The sequence below is a fragment of the Ruegeria marina genome (genome assembly GCF_900101475.1).
Lineage (GTDB): Bacteria > Pseudomonadota > Alphaproteobacteria > Rhodobacterales > Rhodobacteraceae > Ruegeria_B > Ruegeria_B marina.
The window spans coordinates 1-25,242 of record NZ_FMZV01000008.1 but is presented as its reverse complement, the minus strand read 5'-3'; the positions used below and the strand labels follow the sequence as shown (position 1 = coordinate 25,242).

Below are 25,242 nucleotides of genomic sequence, written 5' to 3'. Positions count from 1 at the left end.
CGTCAGGCTGCACATGCCGTGGAGATCCGGTTTCGACCGGCCTCTTTGGCCATGTAGAGCGCCCGGTCGGCCTGCGCGAAGATCTGCGAGGCAATCTGGACGGGATCGACCGCTGGCTGGCCAGCCGCCGAAAGGACTGCAAGTCCGATACTGACGGTGACCTGAACGGGTTGGCCTCCGGCCGGCAATGCAAATGGCGAACTGTTCATACAGGCGCACAACCGTCCGGCCATCCGCATCGCGTCCTGCCCGGACACGCCTGGTCGAACGACCATGAATTCCTCGCCGCCGATTCTCGCGAGCAGGTCGGTCGGGCGTAGTTGCCTTTTCAACCGCTCCGCGGTTTCGATCAGAACCGCATCGCCGGCAGGATGGCCGAACCGATCGTTGATCGACTTGAAATGATCGATATCCAGCAGCAGCAGGGAAAACTCCTGGTCGTTTTCGAATGTATCGCGAACGATCCGGTGCAACTCGGGCATGGCGTGACGGCGGTTGAACAGCCCTGTCATGGGGTCGGTCAAGGAGGCGTCCAACCGTGCGCGCAGATTGGCCAGGTACATGTCCGTGCGCGACTTGCGCCGCAACAGGGCTTCCAGTCGCAAAGCGAGTTCGTTTGCTTCGAAGCCCTCGGACATGACGTCGTCCGCGCCCCTGTCGAGAGCGTCCGAGGCGAGATGGGCCTTGTTTTGACTGGGAATGGCGATGATTGCGGCATTTCGGGTGTTGCTGCGCGCCCGCAGATCTGCAAGCAGACGCAGGCAAGTCGCTCCGTCGCTCAACTCGATCAGGATAACGTCCGGAGCACTGACGCTGAGCAGGGTCTGCACATCTTCGATACGGAAAAGGCTGATGTCATGCGGGACCTGCCCCTTCAGCCTGGCACGCCAGATCGCACCGGTGCCGGGCGTCTGGGCGATCAGGGCGACCGTGCTCCGTCGCGGCGGCAGAAGATAGTCGGACATCACCTCTTCCAGGCCTGCGCCTTGCAGGTTGCCTTGCTGGCGCAATTCGTCCGCGCGGGACCGCGCACGGATCAGGCTGCGGATCCGCGCCAGCAGCAACATGTCGTCATAGGGCTGGGTCATCACATCGTCGATCCCGGCAGCCAGCGCCTTGAGCCGGGCAGGCTGACCCGCATGCGCCGCAATCGCAATCATGGGGATGTCGGCGCTGCCCGGAACTTTGGCCAGCACTCGTTTCACGTCGGTTGCGCTGCCGTCGGGCAGAGTCATCGCACAGAGGATAAGATCGGGCCTGACCCGGCCGACCAGGGCGACAACGCCTTCGATACGGTCGCTCTGGATCACATGATACCAGGCTGCGGCCAGTTGCACCTTCAACATGATCCGGTTGGTGGAAACGCCATCGAGGAAAAGTATCGTTCCCTGCATCGCGCCAGTCCTTCGACTATTGCTTCCAATTATCGACAAAGTGTTTATGAGACAGGTTAACAAAGCCTTTCCGAGTCCCTCTTCTGCAGACAATGAAGCTGATTTCCGCCGATTATGCCGAAACATTGGCGCTCAAGGCCCTGGGCTGGCTTGTGGGCAACGAGGAATTGTTGCCGGTGTTCATGGGCTCCACCGGGGCGGATCTCGGGGACTTGCGCAGTCGTGCATCTGATCCGGCCTTTCTGGCATCGGTCCTGGATTTCCTGACAATGGACGACGCCTGGGTTGTCGCGTTTTGCGATGCAGAAAGCCTCCCGTATGATTATCCCATGCAGGCGCGGGCCGCTCTGGGCGGTGGCGATGTGCACTGGACCTGACGCCTGAAACCGGAGCAAGACCCATGCCGATTGACGCGCTGTTGTTCGACAAGGACGGAACCCTGTTCGATTTCACCGCGACCTGGGGGACTTTCGGTCGGTCGTTCCTTGCGCGCGTCGGGAATGGCGATGCCATCCGGGCCGCCCGTCTGGGGGCGATGATCGGGTTCGATTACGAGACCGCCCGCTATGCGCGTGACAGCATCGTGATAGCCGGAACCCCCGGCGAGATCGCCGAAGTCCTTTTGCCCGAACTGGCAGGCCTGAACCTTGTCGAACTCGTCGCCATGATAAACGAGGAGAGCGCCAGGGCACCACAGGTGCAGGCGGTGCCTCTGGCGGAATTCCTCGACGACATGCGCGCCCGCGGTCTGAAACTCGGCGTCGCCACCAACGATGGAGAAGCGCCAGCGCGGGCGCATCTGGGATCGGTCGGCGTTCATGACAAGTTCGATTTCATTGCGGGTTTCGATAGCGGTCATGGTGCGAAGCCCGGTCCAGGCCAGTTGCTGGCCTTTGCCTCCCGTGTCGGGGTCGCCCCGGATCGTGTGGCAATGGTGGGCGACAGTACCCATGACATGATGGCCGGCCGGGCCGCGGGAATGACGACGGTTGCGGTCCTGACCGGGCTTGCGGCGCATGAAGAACTGGCACCGTTCGCCGATGTGGTGCTGCCTGACATCGGCCATCTGCGGCATTGGCTTGCCGCCTGAACGCAAAATTTACCCGATACCGCGTGGGATGAGGGAAATACGACATTTAATGTCGTAGATGAGGCGGCCAAACGCCTGAGACATGAGAACTTTGCTGCATAGAGAACAGGAGAGTTCCATGGCTGACACTGACACCCGCAAACGTCGTGGCGGCGGCCGCGCCGGAGCCGCCGCACGCAGGGGAAAGGCCGTCATCGAGCAAATGCCATGGCGGTTGCCCATCAATGTCGACAAACCCACCGAACCGCTTGACCAGGAGGGAGTCGAAGCGATCCACGAAGGCGCAATGCGCATTCTCGAAGAGATCGGTATCGCCTTTTACAACGAAGAGGCGCTGGCCCTGTTCCGGCAAGCGGGCTGCAAGGTCGATGGCGACGTGGTGCGCATGGGCCGCGACTGGGTCATGGAAATGGTGGCCAAGGCGCCGCGCGAATTCACGATCACACCCCGCAATCCGGATCGTACCCTCAAAATTGGTGGCAATGTACTGCTTTTCGGCAACGTGTCCTCGCCGCCGAACTACTGGGACATGGAAATCGGACGGAAGGTGCCCGGCACCCGTGAACAGTGCCAGAACCTGCTGAAGCTCACCCAGTATTTCAATTGCATCCATTTCGCCGGCGGCTACCCGGTCGAGCCGGTGGACATCCATGCCTCGGTCCGCCATCTCGACGTGCTCTACGACAAGCTCACGATCTCGGACAAGGTGATGCATGCCTACAGCCTGGGCAAGGAACGTGTCGAAGACGTGATGGAAATGGTCCGGATCGCCGGGGGGCTCAGCGACGAGGAGTTCGAGGCGACACCGCGGATGTACACCAACATCAACTCGACGTCGCCCCTGAAGCACGACCAGCCGATGATCGACGGGTGCCTCCGCCTGGCGCGGCGGGGTCAGGCGATCGTGGTCACCCCCTTCACGCTGGCCGGGGCAATGGCGCCGGTGACCATGGCGGGCGCCGTCGCCCAATCGCTGGCCGAGGCATTGTGCGCCATTGCGCTGTTCCAGTATGTGCGGCCGGGCATCCCTTGTGTCATCGGCACCTTCACCTCCAACGTGGACATGAAGTCGGGCGCGCCGGCGTTTGGCACGCCGGAATACATGCGTTCGACCCAGATGACCGGACAGATGGCGCGGTTCTACGGATTGCCGTTGCGCTCCTCGGGCGTTTGCGCCGCAAACGTGCCGGACGGTCAGGCGATGTGGGAGACGTCGAATTCGCTTTGGGCGGCCGTGCAGTCAGGCACCAACATGGTCTATCACGCGGCCGGCTGGCTGGAGGGCGGGCTGATCGCCAGCCCCGAGAAATTCATCATGGATTGCGAAATTCTTCAGCAGATCCAGAGGTATATGGAGCCGGCAACCTATGCGACAACCGCCGACGACATCGCGCTGGACGCAATTCGCTCGGTGGGCAACGACGGGCATTTCTTTGGCATCAAGCATACCCAGGACCGCTACTCCACCGCGTTCTACCAACCGTTCCTGAGCGACTGGAAGAATTACGAGGGATGGGAAGCCGCTGGCGGCATCTGGACCCCTGAACGCGCGCATCACATGTTCAAGGAGATTGTCGCCAGCTTCGAGGCCCCGCCCATGGATGAGGGAATTCGCGAGGAACTGGCGGCCTTCGTGGAACGGCGCAAGGCCGAGGGCGGTGCGCCGACCGATTTCTGATCCAAGGGAAGCGCATCACCACGGAACCCGTGGCATCCAGCGTGCAGGGCGGCTAATCTCGTTCGGGATCGAGAAACCCGGGAGATCGTCATGGCGGGAAGCGGAGCCTCTGTGAGAGTGCTAGACCGGGTAAGCCAAAGTATTGCCGGCGCGGTCGCGGCGCTGGCCCTTTGGGCTCTGGGCGAGACGTGGTCGGAACCCGCGATTCCGGACCTGCTCCGGATCTGCCTTTTGACTTTCGTGCTTGTGCAATCGGGCGTTGCACTGACCCTGGCGGCTCCACTGGGGCTGGCCCGGTCCATGTGGGGTGGTTTCATTCTCTCGCTTCCGGCGACGTTGCTCGCATTATCGGCGGGTTCGCGGTTCGAGCCTGCGCTCAAGGCCCTGGATCACCCGGAGTTGGTGTCGGTCCTGGCGGTCTTTGTCTTTGTACTGACCCCGTTCGTGGCTGTCTGGCTGCGGGACCGCGACCAGTGGCTGGACTATGCTTGTCTGTTCGAAACCGCCTGGGAGATAACGGCGCGCTTTCTTCTTGCCTGGTTGTTCCTTGCGCTGGTCTGGATGGTCCTGTTCCTGTCGGACGCCTTGCTGAACCTGGTCGATATCGGCCTGGTCGATCTTGTGTTTCGCACCGACTGGCTGGTGTTCGGGCTCAGCGGTGCGGTGCTGGGATTGGGGCTTGCAGTCATTTACGAAGTGCGCGACCGCGTTTCACCCTTTCCGGCGCTGCGCCTGTTGCGGATGCTGGTGCCTGTTTTCCTTGTGGTGATTGTCCTGTTTCTGGCGGTGTTGCCGTTCCGGGGGTTGACCGGGCTGTTCGGTGACCTGTCCTCGGCGGGCATATTGCTCGTGTCTGCCTCGGTTGCCATTACGCTGGTTTCCACGGCTCTGGACCGCGATGACGCCCACGGGGTGCAGACCCCCGGCCTGACGATCGCGACCCGCGGTTTGGCTGTTCTGATCCCGTTGCTCGTCGGTTTGTCGGCCTGGGCGCTTGCGGTGCGGGTTCTCGGTTATGGCTGGACACCTGATCGTCTGCTGGCGGCATTGGGTGCCTGCCTTCTGATGGCCTATGCAACGGGATATGCCGTATGCGCCCTTGTCGGCGGCGCATGGCGAGACCGAGTGCGAAGGCTCAACATCGCGATGGCGCTGACACTGGCCTTGGCGTTGGCCTTGTGGTTGTCGCCGGTTTTCGATGGGTTTCGCGTCGCTTCCGCAAGCCAGGTCGGCCGTTACGAAGCACATCTGGCCGAAACCGGAGAATTGCCAATATGGGAGATGGCACATGAATGGGGCCACGCCGGTCAACAAGGGCTTGACCGTCTGCAAGCGATCGCCGAACGGCGCGAGGATTTGATCATGATCGACACGATCGCGCGGGCACGGCGTATCGACAGCAGGTATCAGTTCTCCGACCCGGAGTTGTTGCCCACTCCTGAGACGCTGATACCGGAACTGCTGGCCAAGATGCCGGTTGCAGAGGGCAGTCGCCGGCTGAGCGCAGATGACCTGACCGGAATTCCAGTCCATCACCTGAAAGCGTGGCAGACAGGGTGCGCCCGAACCTTGCCGGGAGGCACCCCGGGCTGTCTGTTCCTCCGCGGGGCCTTCAGTCCGGCCGTTGACGAAACTGAACAGGCTTTGGTGCTTTTCCTGGCGGATGACGGGCTGGTCAGGATCACGCATCTGTTGCGGGGGCCGAGTGGCGACATCAGCCTGCGCCATGCTGCGGCTGAAACTGCCAGCGAAGAAGAGGCATTCCCCGTCGAGGTCCTGGCGGCGGCGCAGGCGGGTCGTTTTGAGATCATACCGTCGGGGCGAAAGGCACTGAGTGTTGCGGGACAGGTGATCTCGCCGCGAGACTAGACGCAATTCAAGACATCAAGCCGAGAAAATTGAAGTTTTGTTAGCAACTCGGATGCGACACTCTCGCTTCATGTAACGAGGGCCGTCCATGCATGGGCTTATCAACAAGGCCATACAATCCTTTGTATGCAGCACATATGGCAAGAGCCGCTGGATTCGGGTTACCGAGGCAGCGAATCTGGGCTTTGTCGAATACGAGGCCATGCTGGTCTATGACAACCGAGTCTCGCGCCGCGTTCTGGATGAGCTGTGCCGTGAACTGGGACGGCCACAAGCGGAATTACTGGAGGATCTTGGCACCTACCTGGTTTCCAATCCGAACACCGAGGCGCTGCGACGCCTGTTGCGTTTCGGCGGTGTGACCTATGTCGAATTCCTGCATTCGCTCGATGATCTGCCCGACCGGGCGCGATTGGCGGTATCCGATCTCGACCTGCCGCCGCTTGAGTTGCGCGAAGAACAGGATGGCAGGTTTTCCCTTGCGTGCCATGACGGTCTGCCAGGCTATGCCGACGTGATGATGGGAATTCTGCGCGCCATGGCCGACGACTATGGCGCATTGGTCATTCTCGAACATGTCGGGACCGGGCAGGATTGCGAAGTGATCGAGATCACCTTGATCGAAACGGCCTTTGCCGAGGGACGCAAGTTCGATCTTGGGGCGCGGGCAGGATGACCGGACCTGGCGACCTCGTGACCTTGCTAGATCGGCTGTGCCCGATGTTTGCACTGCTTGACTCGGATGGGCGCATTAGCCGCGTTGGGCCGACCTTGCAGAAGCTCAGGCCGCAAACCTCCTTTGAAGGAACGGCTTTTCTCGAAACTTTCGAATTGCTTCGACCCCGGTCGATTGTAGGTGTGCCCGAACTGATGGCCTGTTCGGGCGCCAAACTTCACCTGCGATTCCGTGACGCGCCGCGAACCGCCCTTAAGGGCCTGATCGTTCCGCTGCCCGGCAATCAAGGTGCCGTGGTGAACCTTTCATTCGGTATCTCGATCCTGGATGCCGTACGTGACTATGCCCTGACCGCGGCCGATTTTGCAGGTACGGACCTCGCAATCGAACTGCTCTATCTGGTCGAGACCAAGTCGGCGGCAATGGAAGCTTCGCGGAAATTGAACCTTCAGTTGCAGGGCGCGAAGATTGCGGCCGAGGAGCAGGCATTCACCGACACGCTTACCGGCCTGAAGAACCGCCGCGCAATGGACCATGTGCTCAAGAGGCTTCTGACCGGGGCAACGCCATTTGCGCTGATGCATCTTGACCTTGATTATTTCAAATCGGTCAATGATACGCTGGGCCATGCCGCAGGAGACCACGTGCTTCAGCAGGTGGCGCGGATCATGGTCGAGGAAACGCGAGGCCACGATACCATCGCCCGGATCGGCGGCGATGAATTCGTGCTGGTTTTCAATTTTTTGCAGGATCGAGAGAGACTGGACAGCATTGCCCGGCGTCTTATCGACCGGCTTGAGGAACCGATCGACTACAATGGAGAAGCATGCCGGGTATCGGCCAGCATCGGTACGGTTCTTTCATCTCAATTTGCCGCGCCGGAGGCCTCGAAGCTGCTGCATGCCGCCGACCTTGCGCTCTATGCTGCAAAAAGAGACGGTCGTGCGACGCACCGCTTCTACAGTCGGGATCTCTGCCTGCCGCAGGACGATGCCCAAATGCGCCGCGGGGGGGGCGGAGCGGGGACACAGCCAGCAGGCTCTGTCCGCCTATCCGCCAACGGGCCGGATATTGGAGGCAAGAAGGCCCCTTGACGTCTTGATCAACGTGGTGGCGGCCAGGCTGCGTGCCACAGTTGTATCGCGCAGCCGTTGTCGCGCTTTTAGGCTTCCCGGCTTCTGTGCGGCGGACATGCCTGGCCGGTAGCGGTTTCTTGCTCCCGTGGCGGAACCGCTTTGAAGGTCACGGTATCCTGACTTGACAAGTTTCCTGCAGTTTGGTGCCATTACCCCAAATATTTTCTTGTTTTGAAGCCAGTCCTTCGTGGTCTTGCAGAGTGCGAGGGCAATTAAGAAAGGTCATTGGCATGAAACAGACACGCATCTGTGCAACGGTCGTTGCAGCCAGTCTCGTGGTGGTTCCAGTTCAAAGAGCGATGGCCGACGAAGCAGCAGCCCTTATCGGCGGTGCGCTGCTTGGCGGGTTGATCGTCAACGAAGTGCACAAGAACAAGCAGCGGCAGCAACAGGCCGCACGCTCGACCGCGAGAAGTTCGGGTTCATCATCTGCGCAGCGACAGGAGAACCGCGAGGTGCAATCCGCCCTGAATTATTTCGGCTACAATGCCGGCGTGGTCGACGGCGCACTCGGGCGCCGCAGCCGGGGGGCGATTGCCCAGTACCAGGCAGATATGGGCTTTGTTTCGGACGGCTATCTCGATCAGCACGAACTCGGGTTCCTGCTCACTTCGCATCAGCGCGCTCTGGCGAGCGGGCATGTCGCACCCTACAATCAGATCCTTGCCAGCCAGGGGCAGGCCGGGCTTTTGCGGACTTACCGCAACGAACAACTCGGTATCCAGACGCCTCAGTCCGTACAATCCGTACAGCCGCAAACCCAGATGGCACTTGCCGCGCAGCCGCAGGTTTCGGGCCAAGGCACCGTGACGGCCCGTGCCGATACCGGGGCCGCGCTCCCGAACTTCGGTTTTGCCGAAAATGGGCCGAAATCGGTGAACGCCCATTGCAACGAGGTCAACCTGCTGACCACCTCCAACGGTGGCCCCAGCCGTCCCGGGCAGATACGTGAACCGGTCTTTGCGCTTAACGAACAGTTCTGTCAGGCGCGCAGCCAGGCGATGATCGAGGCAAGCCAGATCGAAGTGACGATCCCGAACTTGACCGCCGTCCAGATCGAACAACAATGTGCCGGCCTGACACAGGCAATGGCGCCTCAGATGGTTGGTATCGAGACCAAGGCGCCGTCCGAGGTCGTGGCGTCGACATCGGAATTCCTGCAAAACTCCGGCCAGCCGATGCCAAGCCTGATTTCCGGCGGCAAGGTTTGCCTGGGTGTCGGGTATCGCACGGACGACGCGGAAATGGCGCTGGCTTCTGCCACGCTGCTCGCCTCGGCCGGACAATTGGGGTATGGCGAGATGGTCAGCCACCAGTTGCGCCAGGGGTTTGGCGCTCCGATCGGGATGGCGCGTGCCGGCGAATGGATGCGTCTCGCGCTCAACGCGGCGCAAAGCGGTTCCGGCGTTCTCGGGCAGACGCCAGAACGGATTGCGGTTTTGACCCAGGCTTCATCCGCGCCGGCCGTGCCCGGGCTTCCGGTCTTTTCTGCATCGACAAGCGGAAACTGAGCCAGATACGCGGCGGCGGGTCAGGTCGCCGCGTCCGAAAACTCTGATATCCGACGGGCAATCAGTCTGGTGACGGCGGGCAGATCGCCGAGAACCGGCAAGGTGTCACCCGGGAACCGGGCTTCGGCCAGCGCCTGCGGCACATCATCCTGTACATGTCCACCGGCACAGGCGAAGAAGGGCAGGCACAGGGATTGTTCACCACATCCCTGGGCCGCTTCGGCAATCGAGGGCGGCTGTTCCACGAAGCCGACCGTCAGCCGGGCGAAACCGATCCGCGATTGCAACTCGTCGGCAAATCCATGTGCGACTTCCGCCGGGTTCTGGCTGCGTCCTGATCCGTGAGCTGCCAGAACCAGTTCGGTGGCTGTTGCCTCCCATTGGCGGGCGGCAAGTTCGGACGTGAGATATTCCGCGACAGCATCCGGCAGTTCGGGATCGATGCCCAAGGGCTCCATGACCGGGCAGGCCCGGCCGCCGATCCGACGCGGCAACGCCCGGGTGACAAACCAGCCTTTGGCGGTGAACAGCGGATAGACCGGGGTACCGTCCGGCAGGTCGTCCAGAATTTCCTCCAGCCGTCCCGGACTGGCCAGAGTGGCCGAACGTATCGCGATATGGCTTGCATTGGCGTTCACGCGTGCGGCGAGCGCGGCCAAGGCCGCCTCTGCCGGCTCCGGCTCCGAGGGTTGCCCATGGGCGACGATCAGCGCATGTTTCAATTCGGTCATGACCCGAGTTGTGGCGCGCCCGAGCGCAAAGTCAAGAATGTCAGCTTCCCAGCAGTGCAAGCCACATCCAGACAGTCAGGATGGAAGCAGCGGTGGCGATCAGCACGGAAGAGGCTGCAACGCGTTTTGCGCGGCCATACATGTTGGCAAAGATATATGCGTTGAACCCGGGCGCCATGGCTGCATTCAGCACACCGGAGCGAAACAGGCCCTGTTCCACGGCCATGACCGAGCCAAAGAGCCAGACCAGCGCGGGATGCGCCAGAAGCGATATGGCGCAGACATAGGCGATGACGCGCAGGTCGCCTTCGGGCCGGTACTGCACCAGAACACCGCCCAGAGCGAACAACGCACCCGGCAGGGCGGCGCGCGTGATCAGCGCGAGCCCGTCGTCCAGGATCCCCGGCAGCCCGAAACCGCTGATGTTCACGGCGAACCCCAGGGCGATGCCAAGGATCAGAACATTGCGAAACATCGCCGCCAGAACGGAAGTGACCATCCGCCGCCCACCCCGTCCGCGGTTGCGGATTATCTCCATCACGGTGATGCCCAGCCCGTAGCAAAAGGGCGAGTGGATCGCGATGATGGCATAGTTGCCGGTCAGGTTCTCGGGTCCATAGGCCCGTTCGGTGATCGCGAGCCCCAGCAGGACCGAGTTGGAGAAGAGACAACAGAAACCAATTGCGACGCTGTCCTCCCAATCGCGGCCGAAAAGGAAGCGCGCCCCGAACAGTCCTGCGGCAAAGCACAATGTCGCCCCGGCGTAGAAACTGCCCAGAAGGGCGGGGTCGAAGCTTGCGCCAAGATCCAGATGCGCGATGGCCCGGAACAGCAGGCAGGGAATGGCGAAACCCTGGGTAAAGCGCATCAAGCCTTCTATGTGCTCGGGTTTGAAATAGCCGCCCGCAGTCGCTCCATAGCCTGCGCCGATGACCAGGAACACCGGCAGAATGACGTCGATCAGGGCCTGGAACATGCGCGCATCTTATCCGTTTCGCCCTGAACCGGGCCATGCGTGGGGTTATCGGGGCCGACGCAGCGCAGCGGTCAGATCCGGTAACGGATCACCATGCCGTCATGGGCAGGGGTGATGTGATCTGGGGTCTCGGCCTCCAGCGTGGCATGGTCGAGGTCGATATGCATGTTGGTCAGCACCGCGCGTCGCGGTGCGGCACGAGCGATCCACTCCAGGGATTTTTCCAGATGTGCATGGGTCGGGTGCGGCGTGCGTCGCAATGCGTCCAGCACCCAGCAGTCCAGCCCCTGCAATTCGGACCAGGCGGCATCGTAGATCTCGGCCACGTCCGGCAAATAGGCCAGGTCGAGGATACGGAAACCAAGGCTGTCGATCGATCCGTGGCCGACCCGGAACGGGCGGAACGGAATGGGGCCGCCGGGTCCGTCGATCTCGAAAGGACCCGAGATGGTCTTCATGTCCAAGATCGGCGGATAGGGCGAGCCTTCCGGTTGTACGAACGCATAGCCAAACCGCGACAGCAGCGCATTCTGGGTGTCGCCGTCTGCCCAGACCGGGATGCGCGCGCGCATGTTGAAGACGATCATTCGCAAATCGTCGATACCATGCACATGATCTGCATGAGAATGTGTATAGACCACCGCATCGAGCCGCCCGGTTCCGCTGTCGAGCAACTGGTTGCGCATGTCCGGACTGGTGTCGATAAGCACCGTCGTGGTTCCTTCCGGGCCTTCGCGTTCGACAAGCATCGAACAGCGCTGGCGCCGGTTCTTGGGATTGTCCGGGTCACATTCGCCCCAATGTCCGCCCAGACGCGGGACGCCGCCGGACGAACCGCAACCCAGAATGGTAAACCGAAGCTCGCTGGTCATGCGGCCGCCCTGAACCGGGCAGCCTTGGAGAACAGCCGGTCGAAATTGGCCTGCGTCTGCGCGGCGAAAGCGGCGTAATCCATGCCAAACACCTCGGCTCCCTTGCGGGCGGTATGGGCGGCATAGGCGGGTTCGTTGCGTTTGCCGCGATGCGGCGGCGGAGCCAGATAGGGCGCATCCGTTTCCACCAGGATGCGGTCCACCGGCGCGGCGGCGAAGATATCGCGCAGATCCTGGCTCTTGGGAAATGCGGCAATACCGGACATCGACAGGTAGAAGCCGAGATCCAATGCCGCCCGTCCCAGTTCGGCGGAGGATGAGAAACAATGCATGACGCAGGAATAGGCCGAATTCCGGTACTCCTCGGTCAGAATGCGGGCCATGTCCTCGTCGGCGTCGCGCGCATGGATGATCAGCGGCAAGCCGGTGGCCTGCGCGGCCTGGATGTGAACGCGCAAGGACTGCCGCTGCACTTCGGCGCTGTCGGCGGTATAGTGATAATCGAGCCCGGTTTCGCCGATGCCCACGAATTTCGGGTGCCGGGACAGCGCCACCAGTTCTTCGACCGTGGCCATCGGTTCCTGGGCGGCGCTCATCGGGTGGGTGCCCGCAGCATAGAAAACCGGGTCATGTGCCTCGGCGATAGCGCGCACAGCCGGTTCGTTTTTCAGCCGGGTGCAGATCGTCACCATCCGTGTCACACCGGCACGAGCGGCGCGGGCCACGATTTCGTCCAACTGGCCTTCGAAATCGGGAAAGTCGAGGTGGCAGTGGCTGTCAGTGATCTCGGGTATGGTTTCGGTCGCGCTCATCGGCCCCAACTGGCGGTGTCCTGCATCTTGAACACCGTATCTAGGACAAGTGCTGCGGGGTCAAGGTTCACTGCCTGCCCATGGCGGGCGCGGGCCGAGACGATCGTGGCCGTTTCTGCCCAACGGCGCGCGCTGCCGGGATCGGGGGCAAGGCGAGCCAGAACCTGTGCCTCGCCGGGTGCGGCCTCGGGCAACGGGGGTTGCCCGGTGGCGCCCGTCCTCGAGAGGCGCAACAGCGCGATATCGGTCAGATAGAGCAGCAGATCAAAGCGCTGGGCGGAGTCGCGTCCGGCAGCGGCCTCGGCCAGAGCCAGCGCGCGGGGCCGGTCCAGCCTGGGCATGCTGGCCAGAATGGCGACCAGTTCGGCATAGAGCGCGAGTCCGTCCAGCGCCAGCAAGCGCAAGGCCGTGCCAACCGAACCACCGGCAAGGGTGGTCAGGCTTTCGGGAGCGCTCGGGACTTCTGCACCGGCCTGATCCAGCGCCGCTTGCAGTGCATCGGGTTCGAGGGGGGACAGGCGCAGCATGCGGCAGCGCGAGCGGATCGTGGGCAACAGGCGCGACGGCTGATGCGAGACCAGCAACAGTGTTGTGCGGGCGGGGGGCTCTTCGAGCATCTTCAACAGCGCGTTTGCGGCGTTTGTGTTCATTTCGTCGGCACTGTCCACGATGACCACGCGCCGCCCCCCGTCGGCGGCGCTCAGCCCGAAAAAGCGGCCAAGCTTGCGGATATCCTCGACCACGATCTCGGATCTGAGCTTGCCCTGCTCGTTCACGGATCGGGTGATCGGGGCCAATCCCGGCTCGGCTCCGGCGAGGATATGGCGCGAGACCGGGTGGTTGGGGTCGATATCGAGCGTTTTTGGCGGCGGCGGTGCACCGAAAAGCCCGCCATCGGATTGCGGCGGCGTGGCCAGAAGGAACCGCGCGATCCGCCAGGCCAGGGTCGCCTTGCCCACGCCTTGCGGGCCGGTCAGCAGCCAGCCATGGTGCAGCCGGTCCGAAGAATAGGCATCGAGAAAGGCGCGCTCCGCCTCCTCCTGTCCGTACAGGCGAGGGGTCTCGCGCGGATGCGGCGCACCGGGCGCCTGGTCCGGAGGTTGAAATTCGTCGCTCATGAGAACCTTTGCAGTTCCCGCGTGACAATCTCTGTCACATCGGCTGCCACCATGTCCATGTCGCGATTTCCGTCGATGACTCGGAAACGGTCCGGGAATTCTTGGGCCAGCGCAAGAAAGCCCGTGCGCATGCGGCGTTGCAGGTCCGGCCCGAAGTCCTCGAACCGCTCTTCGTTGCCGTGCCGGCCTTTGGCACGCGACAGTCCCGTTTCCGGGTCCATGTCGATCAGCACGGTCAGGTCCGGTTCACGCCCGATCATCAGCGCGTGCAACTGATCGACCAAGCGGCGCAGATCGCCCCGCGACAGGCCCTGGTACATCCGGGTGCTATCAGCGAACCGGTCGCAGACGACGATCTTACCGGCCGCGAGTGCGGGCAGGATCGTGCGCTCCAGGTGATCGCGGCGGGCGGCCGTAAACAAGAGAATCTCGGTCTCCGCCGACCAGCGGTCGGGGTCGCCTTCGAGCACGAGACGCCGGATCTCCTCGGCCCCGGGTGACCCGCCCGGTTCGCGGGTCAGGACAACGTCATGCCCAAGGCGGCGTAGCGTTTCGGCTAAAAGGCGGGCTTGGGTTGACTTGCCGGACCCGTCGATGCCCTCGAACGTCAGGAACAGCCCCTGAGCGGTCACATCGCCTCCGTCGCGCCGGCGCCGAACCGTTGCAGAAGCAATGTCGCGGCGGTTTTCATGCGCACGACGAAACCGCCGGTATCCACGTTCTCGGCTGCCACGAGCGGACGTCGGATCTCGGGCAGTTCACCGGGCTTGATCACCAGATCGGCAATCTTCTGCCCCTTGGCGATCGGAGCATTGACAGGGCCATCGTAAACCACCTCGGCCTCGATGCGCTTTTCCGAAAGCACCGGCAACAACAATTCCAGATCCTCGGCAGGAACCAGTCCTACCGATTGTTTTGCTCCCATCCAGACTTCGGCCTGGGTGACCGGGCGATCGGCATAGGCGACGGTTTTGGTGGCAAAGTGGCGAAAGGACCAGTTCACGATCGCTTCGGCCTCCTCTGCGCGGCGAGTGTCGCTTTCCAGGCCGGTAATGACAAAGATCACCCTGCGGTCACCCTGCTTTGCCGAACCGACCAGACCATAGCCGGCTTCGGCGGTATGTCCTGTCTTCAACCCGTCCGCTCCGATATCGAGCCGCAACAGCGGGTTGCGGTTGCGGATGTTTGAAGGCGCACGGCCGTCAAATGCGAACTCGGTCTCGGAGAACAGCGGATAATACTCTGGAAAGTCCGCGATCAGGCGGCTGGCCAGGATTGCCAGGTCATGCACCGACATCAGTTGACCCGCCGCCGGCCACCCGTTGGAGTTGGCGAATGTCGATTGGGTCATCCCAAGCAGTTCGGCGCGTTTGGTCATGAACCGTGCAAACCCTGCTTCTGTGCCGTCGGGACTCAGCGCTTCGGCGATGACGGCGCATGCGTCATTGCCACTTAGCACGATGATGCCGCGCAGCAGGTCTTCGACCCGGACCCGGTCGGTGGTGTTGAGAAACATGGTCGAGCCGCCATAGCTCATCGCGTGTTCCGACACCGGCAGGCGTTCGTCCAGGGTCAGGCGACCGTCACGCAGCGCCTCGAAGGCGACATAGAGCGTCATCAGCTTGGACATCGAAGCCGGGGGCAGCGGTTCGTTACCATTCTTGTCCAGCAACACGGTCCCCGTGCTCTGATCGAGCACATAGGCCGCGCGTGCCGAAGTATCGAACGCGAAGGCTGGAAGGGCGGTGAGCGCCAGCCCCAGGGCCAGCGCGGCGGAACGGCACGCCATCAACATCGGGTGTGAACCTCCGTCTTACTTCTTCACTGCATAGGCATCCGAGAACCCAGTGGACTTGACCTGGTCCAACAGCGTCGTGAGTTCGGATTTCGATTGCGCCGGACCGACAACGACACGCCAGAATGGCTTGCCGTTGGTATTCTCTTCGCGAACGGTCGGCACCATACCTGCCGCGCGTATCTGGTCGGCGGCACGATTTGCATTTTCCCCGACGCTGAAGATGCCGATCTGGACATAGGCCTTGCCAGGCGACGAGGTCGAGGGTTTCGGTGTGGTAGCAGCGACAGGTGCCGCGACGGGCTGCGGCGTTGGCGCCGCGGCTTCGATTGCGGCCGCAGCACCCTCGACCGGGTCAAGCGCGGTCTCGGTGACTTCGGGCATTTTCTCCAGGGATTCGGTTTCGGTGTCCGTCGCTTCGGGAACGGGTTCCTCCTGGACTTCTTCGCGGCGCAATGCTGTCACGTTCAACTCCACGGGTGCCCCGGCGAGCATGCCCAGGGCGGCGGCGGCGTCAGAGGATGCCTGTATGCGCGGGCCGGGGATGTCGCGTTCCCGGCGGAACAGGGCGCCAATCACGAACTTGTCGTTGCTTGCATTGCGGATAATGACGCGTTCGGGTTCCTTCACGTCCGGATGCGCGACCCAGACGCCGCCCAGAGAAGGCCGACCGTCCCAAAGGCCTGCTTCTGTCACCTGGAATACCTCCGGCGCCTCGACATCGCGTTCGACAAGCTTGGTGCTGCGGGTTTCGGATGCGGCGACATCCTTGTCTTGCGGCTCGAGAAAGGGCAAGCCCGCCCCTTCCTCGCATGCCGCCAGAAACAGGATACTCAAGCCTAATGCAGCCATGCGCATGCGAGCACCGGTTTTCCGCATTTCAAGGTACATTTCGGTCGTTTCCTTGCCTGTTCCGGAGCGATTCTGCCCCGGTGCCGGTTTTCCGGTCATTGCACTGGTGTGGGTATGACGCCCACGTTGCGCGGATAATAACGCGCAGACGGTTCCATTGAAAGCCCGCCGCGCGCGCCTCGGCAAGATTTCACGCGCATGCCCCTTGTCTAGCCGGGGCCAAGCGCCTATTCGTCAGCCAACGGGGAGGTGGCAGAGCGGTCGAATGCGGCGGTCTTGAAAACCGTTGATGGTGAGAGCCATCCCAGGGTTCGAATCCCTGTCTCCCCGCCAGCCACCCCCGTCTCAGTTTCCCAGTGCTTTATTAGCCAAGATTCTCCGGCAATTCCCGCGGGTTACTCGACCTGCTCCTCAACTGAGACGGTGCTTTCACCATATCATGGCGTGGATTTTCCCTGAAGTCTCAGTTCGTGTTTTGAGCGGGTGCGCTTTGGCCGAGATTTCCCTGTTTGCAGGGAATCTACAGGGAAATTTGTCATTTTGGCGGGCGGTTTGCCTCTGCTGCGAAAGAATCTGCTCGGATTCTCAGAGGATTCCGGTTTGATTTCCCTGAGCGGAGGAACAGGGAAATCTCTGACGCGAGCAGGGAATGTTCAAACGGGGATCAGGGAATTGGTATCCGACAACAGGGAAGCCGATATTTGGTTTCAGGAAAACCCAAACAAGCGTTCCTGTTCGGCCCAATCGAGTGGATGCGTGACGCTGACCAGGCGTTTGAGGGTCAGCTCGGGCGGCTGACTGCCCTCGAGGATGGCGGCCTGGATTTTGGGCGACAGGAAGGCGAGTTGCGTGCGATTGCGGATAAAGGAACCGGGGACCTTCTCGCGACGCGCGATGTCGGACAGCTGGGTGCCGGATTTCAACTGCCTGGCCCAACCATGGGCGCGGATCAGCATCGCATTGAGATGGGGGTCGGGGTCCGGGTGCACATCGCCGACGGTGATCTTCGTCTCGACCCCGCGGTGGCGAAGATCGAACGGGGCTCTCACCTGCAGCAGATCGGGCAGCAATAGGTCAGCGGGAACGCCGAGCAGCCGGGCCAGGGTTGCGCCATCGAGGTCGAGCTCGATGCGACCGCGCGACAGGACACCTGAGAAGAGGAGGGCGGCGCCGAGGCTGCCGCCTTTGATTGCCAAAAGCGCAACGAGGTCCAGGACCAACAGGTTCGTCGCTTCGGTTGTGCTTGCATCGGGCTCCAGCAGCACCCGATGTGTGCGGGCCGCGTCGGTCAGGTGCCTTGTCATGACATTTAGCGCGGTCTTTTCCAGCAGAGGGGCGGGCAACCGCCAGCCGGTGGGATCCTTGCCGCCCGAGATCAGCCGGTTCGATACGTAATAGCGCAACCTCCGCCCAACCCGGGTCGTGTGGGTTGGTGTCAGCCTGTCACCGGTTTCGTCGCGCAACTTTCCAGTCAGCCATGCTCCGGGATCATTGACTGCGCCGGGTTCGCGGCTTGAGCCGCGTCCCCGGGTTGACGCGGCCCGCATCCGGCTCTGAACCCGGTTCCAGAGATCATCCTCAATGATCGCCGCATGCTGGCCCGGCCAGATCTTGTCCTTGTGGCGGATCTGACCAAGGTAGACCGGGTTGCGCAGCAGGTAATAGATCTGTCCGCGGGACAGTGGCTGGTTGCCCGACACGGTCCCGTTCGCGCGCTCTAGGCGTTTTGACCGCAATCCCTCTGCGGTAGCGATGTCCGCCACCCGTCGAAGGCAGCCATGTTCGGCGTAAAGAGTGAAGAGGCGCTGAACGGTTGCAGCCTCGTCCTGATTGATGACCAGGGTCCTGGTGTTTCGATCGGGATGCCTGTCATAGCCCAGCGGCAGGTTCCCGCCCATCCAGAACCCCTTTTTCTTGGAGGCCGCGATCTTGTCGCGGATCCGCTCAGCGGTGACTTCGCGTTCAAACTGGGCAAAGGACAGAAGCACGTTCAGGGTCAGTCGCCCCATCGAGGACGAGGTGTTGAAGGCCTGAGTCACCGAGACGAATGAGCAGTTTGCCTTTTCCAGTCGGTCAACCAGCTTGGAGAAGTCGGCGAGCGACCGGGTCAACCTGTCGATCTTGTAGACCACGACCATGTCGATGCGCCCGGCATCGACCTCGTCCAGCAACCGCTGAACGGCAAGGCGTTCCAGGGTTCCGCCCGAGAGGCCGCCATCGTCATAGCGCTCGGGAAGCAGTTTCCAGCCTTCATGCCGCTGGCTGGCGACATAAGCCGCGCAAGCCTCGTGTTGCGCATCAAGCGAGTTGAACTCCTGCTCAAGCCCGTCCTCGGAGGATTTGCGGGTGTAGATGGCACAGCGGATTTTCGGGCGCCCGGTCATTTTGCGGCCTTTCCACTGAGGCCAAAGAAGCGGGGGCCTGACCAGTGTGCACCGGTGATCTCCCGGGCAATGGCCGAGAGCGACCGCCAGGTCTGCCCTTTCCAAACAAAGCCGGCGTCGGAGACATCGACCACATGGGTCACACCGTTCCATTCCCGGAGCAGGCGCCCGCCTGGTTTCATCGCCGGACTTGCCGGGCTCGACTTTCGGGGGCGGCCCCTCTCGAGGACACTGCGCACCCGCCGAGACAGCCCGCCTTGACGGCGGGACTGCAGTTCAAAGGCCAGAAAGCGGCGCAGGAAGGGCTGGCTCAGCAACTTTGGGGCCGACACTTCAAATATCTCCTGCCAAAGATCAAGTAGCTGGGAGCGGCCCATTGCCTCGAGGTCGGCGATCTCGACTTGCTTTGACATCAGCGCGCCTCCTGACCAGCAACAAGATGGTAGGACGAAGGGCCTCCCCTGGTCTCCGAAGGGCGCCGCTCAATCTCTGCCCCCTTCTTGCGCAACGTGCTGAGAGCTGCCCTTGCCGAATGGGGCTGCCACCCGGTGGCCTTGCACAACGCCTCCAGCGTGGCTCCGGCCGGCCGCCGCAACATCGCGGTTACCTTGTCGATCTTGGTCTGTCTGGATTTGGACATGTCTGGTTCCTCAAGCTCAGGGGACGGCGACAGGCCAGCCCCGGTACCGAGGAGAGCCCGAATGCGTCGGGCTTGCGTCCAGTGATGCGTGGTTCGCGGTGCCAGTCCAGTCCTTTCAGGCTGGCGATTCCAAAGAGGTATGTTTCAAAAATCAAAATTTCCGCATATAGCGATAGTTGTCTTAATTGTCCGTAGCGGGGTTGGCTTCTAAGTACCGCTATTAGAGATAAATTGCTAAAAATAAGACATAAATTTTGGTGTCTTGGCAAAAAAATCGGCTCACATTGTGTGCCCCGCCTTGAGATTACCATCGACTTGTTGTAGCTTTTCAAAAGGGACTTCGATCCGATGGCTGCCAGTGTCCCGGATCGTTCGGAGGAAACCGAGCCTGGTTCTGGCGAAAGTCCACGAGACGGATGTGCTTGTGGCGGTGCGCTCTGGAAAGGGCAGCGGCATGTCTTGGAATGGACTGCCGGTTCAATCTTCAACACTTTCGTTCCGCGACTGTCAGGCTGCGTGCCCCTTTCGACTGACCCACAGCGGGTGAGCCGCGGAACGTCCAGACATGGAGTGGGCAATGACCGCCACATACGAAGTGATCGCCACCGGCGATCTCGTTCCGTCACCCCGAAACGCGCGAACGCATGACCGGAAACATATCCGGCAGATAGCCGCGAGCATCGAGCAGTTTGGCTTCAGCAATCCTGTTCTGATCGACGAGGCCAATTTTCTGATTGCAGGGCACGGACGCCTGTCCGCCGCGCAAGTTCTCGGCCTGAAGGAGGTTCCGGCAATCCGGATCACGCATCTCAGCGACATGCAGAAAAGAGCATTGCGGATAGCCGACAACCGGATTGCCGAAAACGCCGGCTGGAATATGGAGATCCTGGCTTCGGAACTGGCGGACCTCAGCAGCATGGAGCTTGATTTCGATGTCGAAGTGACCGGGTTCGAGGTAGCCGAGATCGACATCTTGATTGGATCGACGGGAGGGCAGGAGGCTCCTGAGCCGGAAACCGCGCCGCTCCCTGATCCGGACCTTCCGCAAGTGGCCCGGTCCGGGGATCTCTGGCTACTCGGCAAACATCGCGTGCTCTGTGGAAACGCCCGCAACGCGGAAGACTATGCCGCCCTCATGGGGGACGACCTGGCGCATATGGTCTTTGCGGACCCGCCCTATAACGTTCGGATCAAGGGTCACGTTTGCGGCAATGGCCAGGTTCAGCACCGGGAGTTTGTCGAGGCCTCCGGCGAGATGAATTCCGAGGAGTTCGTTTCGTTCCTGCGGAAAGCCGCGACCCTCAGCGCCAGGTACAGCCAGGACAATGCAATCTCCTACTGGTGTATCGACTGGAAGCACCTGCCGGACCTGCACGCGGCATGCGCCGAGGTGTATGCCAAATGGATCAACTTGTGCGTCTGGTGCAAGACGAACGCAGGAATGGGAGGCCTCTATCGCTCCCAGCATGAGTTGATCTGCGTATTCGGCAAGAGCGAACGTGGCCATCGCAACAATGTTCAGCTCGGCAAGTTCGGTCGCAACCGGTCAAATGTCTGGACCTACGCGGGGGTGAACACGTTCCGGCCGGGGCGCATGGAAGAGCTTCGGGCGCACCCGACGGCAAAGCCCGTGGCGATGATAGAAGATGCGATCCTCGATGTCACAAAGCCGGGCGAGATCGTGCTGGATCCGTTTCTGGGAGCCGGCGCGACGCTGATCGCAGCAGAGACGGCCAGAAGGGTCGCCTACGGCATGGAGATTGACCCGCTCTACGTTGACGTCGTCCTGCGGCGCTGGCGGGATGCAACCGGCCAAGAGCCGGTCCGGGCTCTGGATGGGCAAAGCCTGGCATCGCTGGAAACGGCAGCGATCAAGGAGGCGGGTCAATGAGTGACGACGATTATGAGATCGGATATGGAAAGCCTCCCAAACACAGCCGGTTCAAGAAGGGTCAATCGGGCAATCCCGGGGGCCGGCAAAAGGGGAGCCGGAATTTCAACACGGACCTGGACGAGGTCCTGAGCAAGAGGGTAACGGTCACGGAAAACGGCAAGACAAGGGAAATCACCAGCCGGGCAGCCGCATTGCAAAGGCTGCGAGAAAAAGCGCTCAACGGAAATAATCGCGCTTTGGAACAATTCCTGGCCCTTGCGCAGAAACGATCGGAAGAGAAGGACGCGCAGTCCGCTGGACGGAACCTGAGCGAAAGAGAAGCAGCGATCCTCCGGCGTTTCGAAGAGGAAGTGCTGGCACAAGCCTATGCAGAGGGGCAACCGGAAAAGGATGGGGATGCGCCCGATGTTGCATGAGACAGATCTGATAAATGTGCTGAACGCGCGACTGAGAACTGACCTGTCGAGCTTCATCGAGCGGGTCTTTGCCGAGGTCGATCCGGGGAGTCGCTATCTGCACAATTGGCATATCGATGCGATCGCCCATAAGCTCGAGCAGGTCGCGAGGGGCGAAGTCACCCGTCTGATCATCACGATGCCGCCGAGATCGTTGAAGTCAATATCGGCTTCGGTAGCTTTCCCAGCCTGGATGCTTGGCATAAACCCGAAGCTGCGTATCCTGGCTGTCTCCTATAGCGAAGGGCTATCCGAAAAGCTGGCGTTTGATTGTCTCAAGGTGATCGAGTCCAGTTGGTACGGGGCCTGCTTTCCGGACACCAGGATCGCACGGGGCAGGGGCGCGCGCGGTGACTTCGGGACGACGAAAGGGGGCGGACGGTTCTCGACGTCGGTCGGCGGTACGCTCACGGGCCGGGGCGGCGACATCATCCTGCTGGACGATCCGCACAAGCCGGAGGAAGCAACCTCCGAGGTCAAGCGAAAGGCCGTTCTGGACTGGTATCGCTCAACCCTTCTGAGCCGGCTCAACGATCCCCGATCCGGGCCGATCGTTTTGATCCAGCAGCGGGTTCACGAGGACGACCTGGCGGGCATGTTGCTCGCGCAGGGGGGCTGGAATCATCTTGACCTCCCGGCAATTGCCGAGGAGGCGATGCAGATCGATCTGGGGAAGCGAGGATTGATCTCGCTCCGACCCGGCAACTTGCTCTATCCAGATCGCCTGCCGCAGGACCTGCTGGACCGTCGCCGCGCGGAACTGGGATCTTATGTATTTGCGGCGCAATACCAGCAACGCCCCGCGCCTCTCGGAGGCGGTATCGTCAAGTGGGCCTGGTTCAAACAGTATGTTCAAGCGCCGCCTCGGGGGCCGCGGGACCGGATTGTTCAGAGTTGGGATACCGCTTCCAAGGCGGCCGAGCTCAATGACTACTCGGTATGTACCACCTGGTTCGTTCGAAACGGGGATGCCTGGCTGCTCGATGTGCATCGGGTACGGCTGGAATTCCCGGAGCTACGACATCGGATCGAGCGAGAGGCACGTCTTCACGGGGCGGGGACCGTGTTGATCGAGGCCGCGGGTTCCGGCATTCAGCTGATCCAGGATCTAAAGCGTAATTCCCGGCTGAATATCATCGGGCGGACACCTCAAGGCGACAAGGCCACGCGACTCCTCGGGGTCTCCCCAATGATCGAGGGCGGACGCATCGCCATTCCCGAGAATGCCCCCTGGCTCACCGAATTCCAGCGCGAGATCACTCTCTTCCCGAATAGCAAACACGACGATCAGGTCGACAGCCTGTCGCAGTTTCTTGACTGGCTCAGCACGCCGAGGATGACGGCTATGTGGTCGATCCCCAAGTAAGGCAAAGCGCGGGGTCTAAGGCTGATCACGGATGTCCTGACCTCCTTGGGGCCGCGCGCAGAGTTCGATTGCGACTTCAGGCTCATAATTCGACAAGGCCCCTGCGTGGGGGCTGAATGACGGCACGCCGCGCAGGATGAACAAGTCACTCAAGGCATCGATCACGTTGCCTGAGTTCAGCTTGCGATCCACACGGATGGCCAGGCATTCCCGGCTGTATTCGTCGATGATGTTGAGCGCGCGGAACGCCTTTCCATCATCAGTCCGGCAATGCACGAAGTCGTAAGACCAGACATGGTTGCGATGCTTCGGCCGCAGCCGAATGCACGATCCGTCCACTGCCCGGCAGGGCATTGCGGAGCAATGTCCCGATAGGGTTCTGCCAGAGCCGCCCCTTCTTTGGTTGTTTCATTGGCACTTTCAGCCCCTCTCGTCGCCACAGCCTTTTGACCCGCTTGTCGTTCACATGCCAATCCGCATCTCTCAGCAGCGCTGCAATCCGACGATAGCCGTAGCGGCCATATTGCCGGGTCAGTTTGATCATGTCGGCCACCAATCGTTCTTCATCCCATCGGCCAACTGGCGCCCTGCGCTGTGTGGATCGGTGCTGTCTCAGTACCCGGCAGGCGCGGCGTTCCGAGACATTCAGCTCCGCACGAACGCGATCAATGCAAACACGGCGACGAGCGGGGCTCAGAAGTTTCCCTTCGCGGCTTCCGCCAAGATCAGCTTGTCCAACGTCAGATCAGAAACAGCTTTGCGAAGCCGCTCGTTCTCTTTCTGAAGCCTCTTCAGTTCCTTCAATTGGTCAGCGCCCATTCCACCGTACTTCTTCTTCCAGCGGTAGTAGGTCTGTTCAGTCACGCCAATCTGCCGGATCGCATCCAGACGCGGCATGCCTTGCCCTGTCAGAACCTCAACTTGCCGTAACTTCGTGACAATTTCCGCGGGCTTCGGTCGCTTGTTGGCCATGTGTTTCCTCCGTTTTCCTAAACATAGCGGAGGACCACTTCAGCGGCGGAAGACCAGATTTTCACAAAGACCTCGTCGACATGCCATTGCCATCGCGAAAACGCATGCAGCTGCTGAACACGTCGCCGGCGGATCTCGGAGGCAAACAGCGGCCCGAAGCGGTTCCACCAGAACCGGATGGTCTCATGGCTGACATCAATGCCGCGTTCGTGCAGCAGGTCTTCTACGTTTCTCAGCGATAGCGGAAACCGAGCATAGAGCATCACCGCCAGGCGGATGATCTCGGGGCTGGTTTTGAAATACCTGAAAGGCGAGCGTTTGATCATGCTCGGAGGCTACGAAAGGCCCCTGCCCGACTCAAGCAAAGTTCCTCTGACAAGACCCCTTTTTGCGCCGGGATTGACAGCTTGATCAGTGCACAAAGTGGCTGCAACATGAAACGGTCGGCTTTCTACATTGGGGAATGTCGGTTAACATGAAGAACATCATAGCAATCAATGACAGAAATGCGCCTTATCAGTCCTTTCTTGATCGACCCGGACAAGGTGCGTGTTTCGCGTCTTCGCGGCCAGGCTTTCCCCGCTGCTGCTTTCGTCGTTCTTTCGACAATTCTCCTGCCTGATCCCGCTCTGTCGCAGTCATGCAATAACGAAGGTCAACTGACGTTTGTTGGACGGACCAACGATCTGACAAGAAGCGTCTGGCTGTCTCAAACAAACTCTGGGCGGTACCAATTGCAAGGCCCCAGCAATGGAGATATCGTTGACGACTGGTTGCGTGCAACCCCCGGCGCAAGACTGTCGATCTCTCCCTTCGCAACCAGCAGTTCTGGTGCGACACATAGGCTGTTTCAGAGAAATGGTGGGTCTGATTGCCTAGTCGACACTCAGAATTCAAAGCCAAACGGGATCGTGCTTCCACCGCTTCCTCCGGGATTAATCCGTCCGCCCGTTGGCATTGTTCCTCCGATCGGGACGATCCCGCCGACCGGTGTCACCCCGGAACTGCCCGTTGGCGTCAC

The 25,242-nt window shown here is 61.3% G+C and carries 23 protein-coding genes, 1 tRNA gene and 2 pseudogenes; 12 read left to right on the top strand and 14 right to left on the bottom strand.

Annotation, left to right across the window (positions count from 1 at the left end; translation table 11 throughout):
* Positions 1-2: 2 nt before the first annotated feature.
* The gene (locus BLT75_RS12330) at positions 3-1,394 is read right to left on the bottom strand and encodes a diguanylate cyclase (protein ID WP_093031839.1); all 1,392 of its coding nucleotides are present in this window, start codon (positions 1,392-1,394) and stop codon (positions 3-5) included.
* Between the two features lie 92 nt (positions 1,395-1,486).
* Between BLT75_RS12330 and BLT75_RS12325 the strand changes: the two genes are divergently transcribed.
* The 7 genes from BLT75_RS12325 (at position 1,487) to BLT75_RS12295 (ending at position 9,354) form a co-directional block, all read left to right on the top strand.
* Positions 1,487-1,771: a DUF3572 domain-containing protein gene (locus BLT75_RS12325; RefSeq protein ID WP_093031836.1), complete on the top strand. Its 285-nt coding sequence runs from the start codon at positions 1,487-1,489 to the stop codon at positions 1,769-1,771.
* Positions 1,772-1,794: 23 nt separating this feature from the next.
* Positions 1,795-2,484, top strand: a complete 690-nt coding sequence (locus tag BLT75_RS12320) for an HAD family hydrolase (protein ID WP_093031833.1) — start codon at positions 1,795-1,797, stop codon at positions 2,482-2,484.
* A 118-nt stretch (positions 2,485-2,602) separates the two neighbouring features.
* Entirely contained in the window at positions 2,603-4,162 is a 1,560-nt protein-coding gene (locus tag BLT75_RS12315; protein WP_093031830.1) for a trimethylamine methyltransferase family protein, read from the top strand.
* A 90-nt stretch (positions 4,163-4,252) separates the two neighbouring features.
* Entirely contained in the window at positions 4,253-6,031 is a 1,779-nt protein-coding gene (locus tag BLT75_RS12310; protein ID WP_093031827.1) for a DUF4153 domain-containing protein, read from the top strand.
* A gap of 88 nt (positions 6,032-6,119) precedes the next feature.
* The gene (locus tag BLT75_RS12305) at positions 6,120-6,707 is read left to right on the top strand and encodes a heme NO-binding domain-containing protein (RefSeq protein WP_093031824.1); all 588 of its coding nucleotides are present in this window, start codon (positions 6,120-6,122) and stop codon (positions 6,705-6,707) included.
* Positions 6,704-7,801, top strand: a complete 1,098-nt coding sequence (locus BLT75_RS12300; RefSeq protein ID WP_093031821.1) for a GGDEF domain-containing protein — start codon at positions 6,704-6,706, stop codon at positions 7,799-7,801. The genes BLT75_RS12305 and BLT75_RS12300 overlap by 4 nt, the downstream gene beginning before the upstream one ends.
* A 272-nt stretch (positions 7,802-8,073) precedes the next feature.
* Positions 8,074-9,354, top strand: a complete 1,281-nt coding sequence (locus BLT75_RS12295) for a peptidoglycan-binding domain-containing protein (RefSeq protein ID WP_093031818.1) — start codon at positions 8,074-8,076, stop codon at positions 9,352-9,354.
* A gap of 20 nt (positions 9,355-9,374) precedes the next feature.
* Here the strand turns inward: BLT75_RS12295 and BLT75_RS12290 are convergent, their stop codons facing one another.
* The 8 genes from BLT75_RS12290 to BLT75_RS12255 all read right to left on the bottom strand — a co-directional run bounded on the left by BLT75_RS12290 (position 9,375) and on the right by BLT75_RS12255 (position 16,510).
* Positions 9,375-10,085 carry a sirohydrochlorin chelatase gene (locus tag BLT75_RS12290; protein ID WP_093031815.1) on the bottom strand — a complete coding sequence of 237 codons (711 nt, stop codon included), beginning with the start codon at positions 10,083-10,085 and terminating at the stop codon, positions 9,375-9,377.
* Positions 10,086-10,125: 40 nt separating this feature from the next.
* Positions 10,126-11,061: an AEC family transporter gene (locus tag BLT75_RS12285; protein WP_093031812.1), complete on the bottom strand. Its 936-nt coding sequence runs from the start codon at positions 11,059-11,061 to the stop codon at positions 10,126-10,128.
* Between the two features lie 71 nt (positions 11,062-11,132).
* Positions 11,133-11,933: an MBL fold metallo-hydrolase gene (locus tag BLT75_RS12280; RefSeq protein ID WP_093031809.1), complete on the bottom strand. Its 801-nt coding sequence runs from the start codon at positions 11,931-11,933 to the stop codon at positions 11,133-11,135.
* Entirely contained in the window at positions 11,930-12,745 is an 816-nt protein-coding gene (locus BLT75_RS12275) for a TatD family hydrolase (protein WP_093031806.1), read from the bottom strand. Before BLT75_RS12275 ends, BLT75_RS12280 begins: the two co-directional genes overlap by 4 nt.
* Entirely contained in the window at positions 12,742-13,863 is a 1,122-nt protein-coding gene (locus BLT75_RS12270; protein ID WP_093031802.1) for a DNA polymerase III subunit delta', read from the bottom strand. Before BLT75_RS12270 ends, BLT75_RS12275 begins: the two co-directional genes overlap by 4 nt.
* Positions 13,860-14,495, bottom strand: coding sequence for a dTMP kinase (tmk, locus tag BLT75_RS12265; RefSeq protein ID WP_093031799.1), 636 nt, complete (start codon positions 14,493-14,495; stop codon positions 13,860-13,862). The genes BLT75_RS12270 and tmk overlap by 4 nt, the downstream gene beginning before the upstream one ends.
* On the bottom strand, positions 14,492-15,658 hold the full coding sequence (locus tag BLT75_RS12260) for a D-alanyl-D-alanine carboxypeptidase family protein (protein ID WP_093031796.1): 1,167 nt from the start codon (positions 15,656-15,658) through the stop codon (positions 14,492-14,494). Before BLT75_RS12260 ends, tmk begins: the two co-directional genes overlap by 4 nt.
* Positions 15,659-15,676: 18 nt before the next feature.
* Positions 15,677-16,510, bottom strand: a complete 834-nt coding sequence (locus BLT75_RS12255) for an SPOR domain-containing protein (protein WP_425441137.1) — start codon at positions 16,508-16,510, stop codon at positions 15,677-15,679.
* Between the two features lie 243 nt (positions 16,511-16,753).
* On the opposite strand from BLT75_RS12255, the gene BLT75_RS12250 reads away from it, so the two are divergent.
* Positions 16,754-16,843, top strand: a tRNA-Ser gene (locus BLT75_RS12250).
* A gap of 374 nt (positions 16,844-17,217) precedes the next feature.
* Here BLT75_RS12250 and BLT75_RS12245 read toward each other — a convergent pair.
* From BLT75_RS12245 to BLT75_RS12235, 3 genes are read right to left on the bottom strand one after another with little or no spacing between them, the layout of a single operon-like run.
* Positions 17,218-18,894: a recombinase family protein gene (locus BLT75_RS12245; RefSeq protein WP_093031793.1), complete on the bottom strand. Its 1,677-nt coding sequence runs from the start codon at positions 18,892-18,894 to the stop codon at positions 17,218-17,220.
* On the bottom strand, positions 18,891-19,307 hold the full coding sequence (locus BLT75_RS12240; RefSeq protein WP_093031790.1) for a DUF2924 domain-containing protein: 417 nt from the start codon (positions 19,305-19,307) through the stop codon (positions 18,891-18,893). The genes BLT75_RS12245 and BLT75_RS12240 overlap by 4 nt, the downstream gene beginning before the upstream one ends.
* Positions 19,307-19,534: a DUF3489 domain-containing protein gene (locus BLT75_RS12235; RefSeq protein WP_093031787.1), complete on the bottom strand. Its 228-nt coding sequence runs from the start codon at positions 19,532-19,534 to the stop codon at positions 19,307-19,309. Before BLT75_RS12235 ends, BLT75_RS12240 begins: the two co-directional genes overlap by 1 nt.
* Before the next feature lie 577 nt (positions 19,535-20,111).
* Here BLT75_RS12235 and BLT75_RS12230 point away from each other — a divergent pair.
* The 3 genes from BLT75_RS12230 to terL are packed head-to-tail and all read left to right on the top strand — an operon-like array spanning position 20,112 to position 23,249.
* Positions 20,112-21,425 carry a site-specific DNA-methyltransferase gene (locus BLT75_RS12230; RefSeq protein ID WP_245706506.1) on the top strand — a complete coding sequence of 438 codons (1,314 nt, stop codon included), beginning with the start codon at positions 20,112-20,114 and terminating at the stop codon, positions 21,423-21,425.
* The gene (locus BLT75_RS12225) at positions 21,422-21,844 is read left to right on the top strand and encodes a DUF5681 domain-containing protein (RefSeq protein WP_093031781.1); all 423 of its coding nucleotides are present in this window, start codon (positions 21,422-21,424) and stop codon (positions 21,842-21,844) included. Before BLT75_RS12230 ends, BLT75_RS12225 begins: the two co-directional genes overlap by 4 nt.
* Entirely contained in the window at positions 21,834-23,249 is a 1,416-nt protein-coding gene (gene terL, locus BLT75_RS12220; protein ID WP_093032231.1) for a phage terminase large subunit, read from the top strand. Before BLT75_RS12225 ends, terL begins: the two co-directional genes overlap by 11 nt.
* A 117-nt stretch (positions 23,250-23,366) precedes the next feature.
* Here terL and BLT75_RS12215 read toward each other — a convergent pair.
* Positions 23,367-24,221, bottom strand: a pseudogene (locus BLT75_RS12215) (IS3 family transposase); the annotation flags it as partial.
* A 56-nt stretch (positions 24,222-24,277) separates the two neighbouring features.
* Positions 24,278-24,547 (bottom strand): annotated as a pseudogene (locus BLT75_RS12210) (IS6 family transposase); the annotation flags it as partial.
* Between the two features lie 171 nt (positions 24,548-24,718).
* Between BLT75_RS12210 and BLT75_RS24595 the strand changes: the two are divergent.
* Positions 24,719-25,242 (top strand): hypothetical protein (locus tag BLT75_RS24595; protein ID WP_218128898.1); only part of this gene is annotated, 524 nt, incomplete at its 3' end.

Excerpts from the sequence above, each read along its gene's own strand:
- BLT75_RS12230 (WP_245706506.1), top strand. The coding sequence starts at position 20,112 with ATGACCGCCACATACGAAGTGATCGCCACCGGCGATCTCGTTCCGTCA.
- BLT75_RS12305 (WP_093031824.1), top strand. The coding sequence starts at position 6,120 with ATGCATGGGCTTATCAACAAGGCCATACAATCCTTTGTATGCAGCACA.
- BLT75_RS12330 (WP_093031839.1), bottom strand. The coding sequence starts at position 1,394 with ATGCAGGGAACGATACTTTTCCTCGATGGCGTTTCCACCAACCGGATC.
- BLT75_RS12260 (WP_093031796.1), bottom strand. The coding sequence starts at position 15,658 with ATGTTGATGGCGTGCCGTTCCGCCGCGCTGGCCCTGGGGCTGGCGCTC.
- terL (WP_093032231.1), top strand. The coding sequence starts at position 21,834 with ATGTTGCATGAGACAGATCTGATAAATGTGCTGAACGCGCGACTGAGA.
- BLT75_RS12280 (WP_093031809.1), bottom strand. The coding sequence starts at position 11,933 with ATGACCAGCGAGCTTCGGTTTACCATTCTGGGTTGCGGTTCGTCCGGC.
- BLT75_RS12300 (WP_093031821.1), top strand. The coding sequence starts at position 6,704 with ATGACCGGACCTGGCGACCTCGTGACCTTGCTAGATCGGCTGTGCCCG.
- BLT75_RS12240 (WP_093031790.1), bottom strand. The coding sequence starts at position 19,307 with ATGTCAAAGCAAGTCGAGATCGCCGACCTCGAGGCAATGGGCCGCTCC.
- BLT75_RS12295 (WP_093031818.1), top strand. The coding sequence starts at position 8,074 with ATGAAACAGACACGCATCTGTGCAACGGTCGTTGCAGCCAGTCTCGTG.
- BLT75_RS12310 (WP_093031827.1), top strand. The coding sequence starts at position 4,253 with ATGGCGGGAAGCGGAGCCTCTGTGAGAGTGCTAGACCGGGTAAGCCAA.
- BLT75_RS12290 (WP_093031815.1), bottom strand. The coding sequence starts at position 10,085 with ATGACCGAATTGAAACATGCGCTGATCGTCGCCCATGGGCAACCCTCG.
- BLT75_RS12245 (WP_093031793.1), bottom strand. The coding sequence starts at position 18,894 with ATGACCGGGCGCCCGAAAATCCGCTGTGCCATCTACACCCGCAAATCC.
- BLT75_RS12325 (WP_093031836.1), top strand. The coding sequence starts at position 1,487 with ATGAAGCTGATTTCCGCCGATTATGCCGAAACATTGGCGCTCAAGGCC.
- BLT75_RS12235 (WP_093031787.1), bottom strand. The coding sequence starts at position 19,534 with ATGTCCAAATCCAGACAGACCAAGATCGACAAGGTAACCGCGATGTTG.
- BLT75_RS12270 (WP_093031802.1), bottom strand. The coding sequence starts at position 13,863 with ATGAGCGACGAATTTCAACCTCCGGACCAGGCGCCCGGTGCGCCGCAT.
- BLT75_RS12275 (WP_093031806.1), bottom strand. The coding sequence starts at position 12,745 with ATGAGCGCGACCGAAACCATACCCGAGATCACTGACAGCCACTGCCAC.
- BLT75_RS12315 (WP_093031830.1), top strand. The coding sequence starts at position 2,603 with ATGGCTGACACTGACACCCGCAAACGTCGTGGCGGCGGCCGCGCCGGA.
- BLT75_RS12255 (WP_425441137.1), bottom strand. The coding sequence starts at position 16,510 with ATGGCTGCATTAGGCTTGAGTATCCTGTTTCTGGCGGCATGCGAGGAA.
- BLT75_RS12285 (WP_093031812.1), bottom strand. The coding sequence starts at position 11,061 with ATGTTCCAGGCCCTGATCGACGTCATTCTGCCGGTGTTCCTGGTCATC.
- BLT75_RS12225 (WP_093031781.1), top strand. The coding sequence starts at position 21,422 with ATGAGTGACGACGATTATGAGATCGGATATGGAAAGCCTCCCAAACAC.
- BLT75_RS12320 (WP_093031833.1), top strand. The coding sequence starts at position 1,795 with ATGCCGATTGACGCGCTGTTGTTCGACAAGGACGGAACCCTGTTCGAT.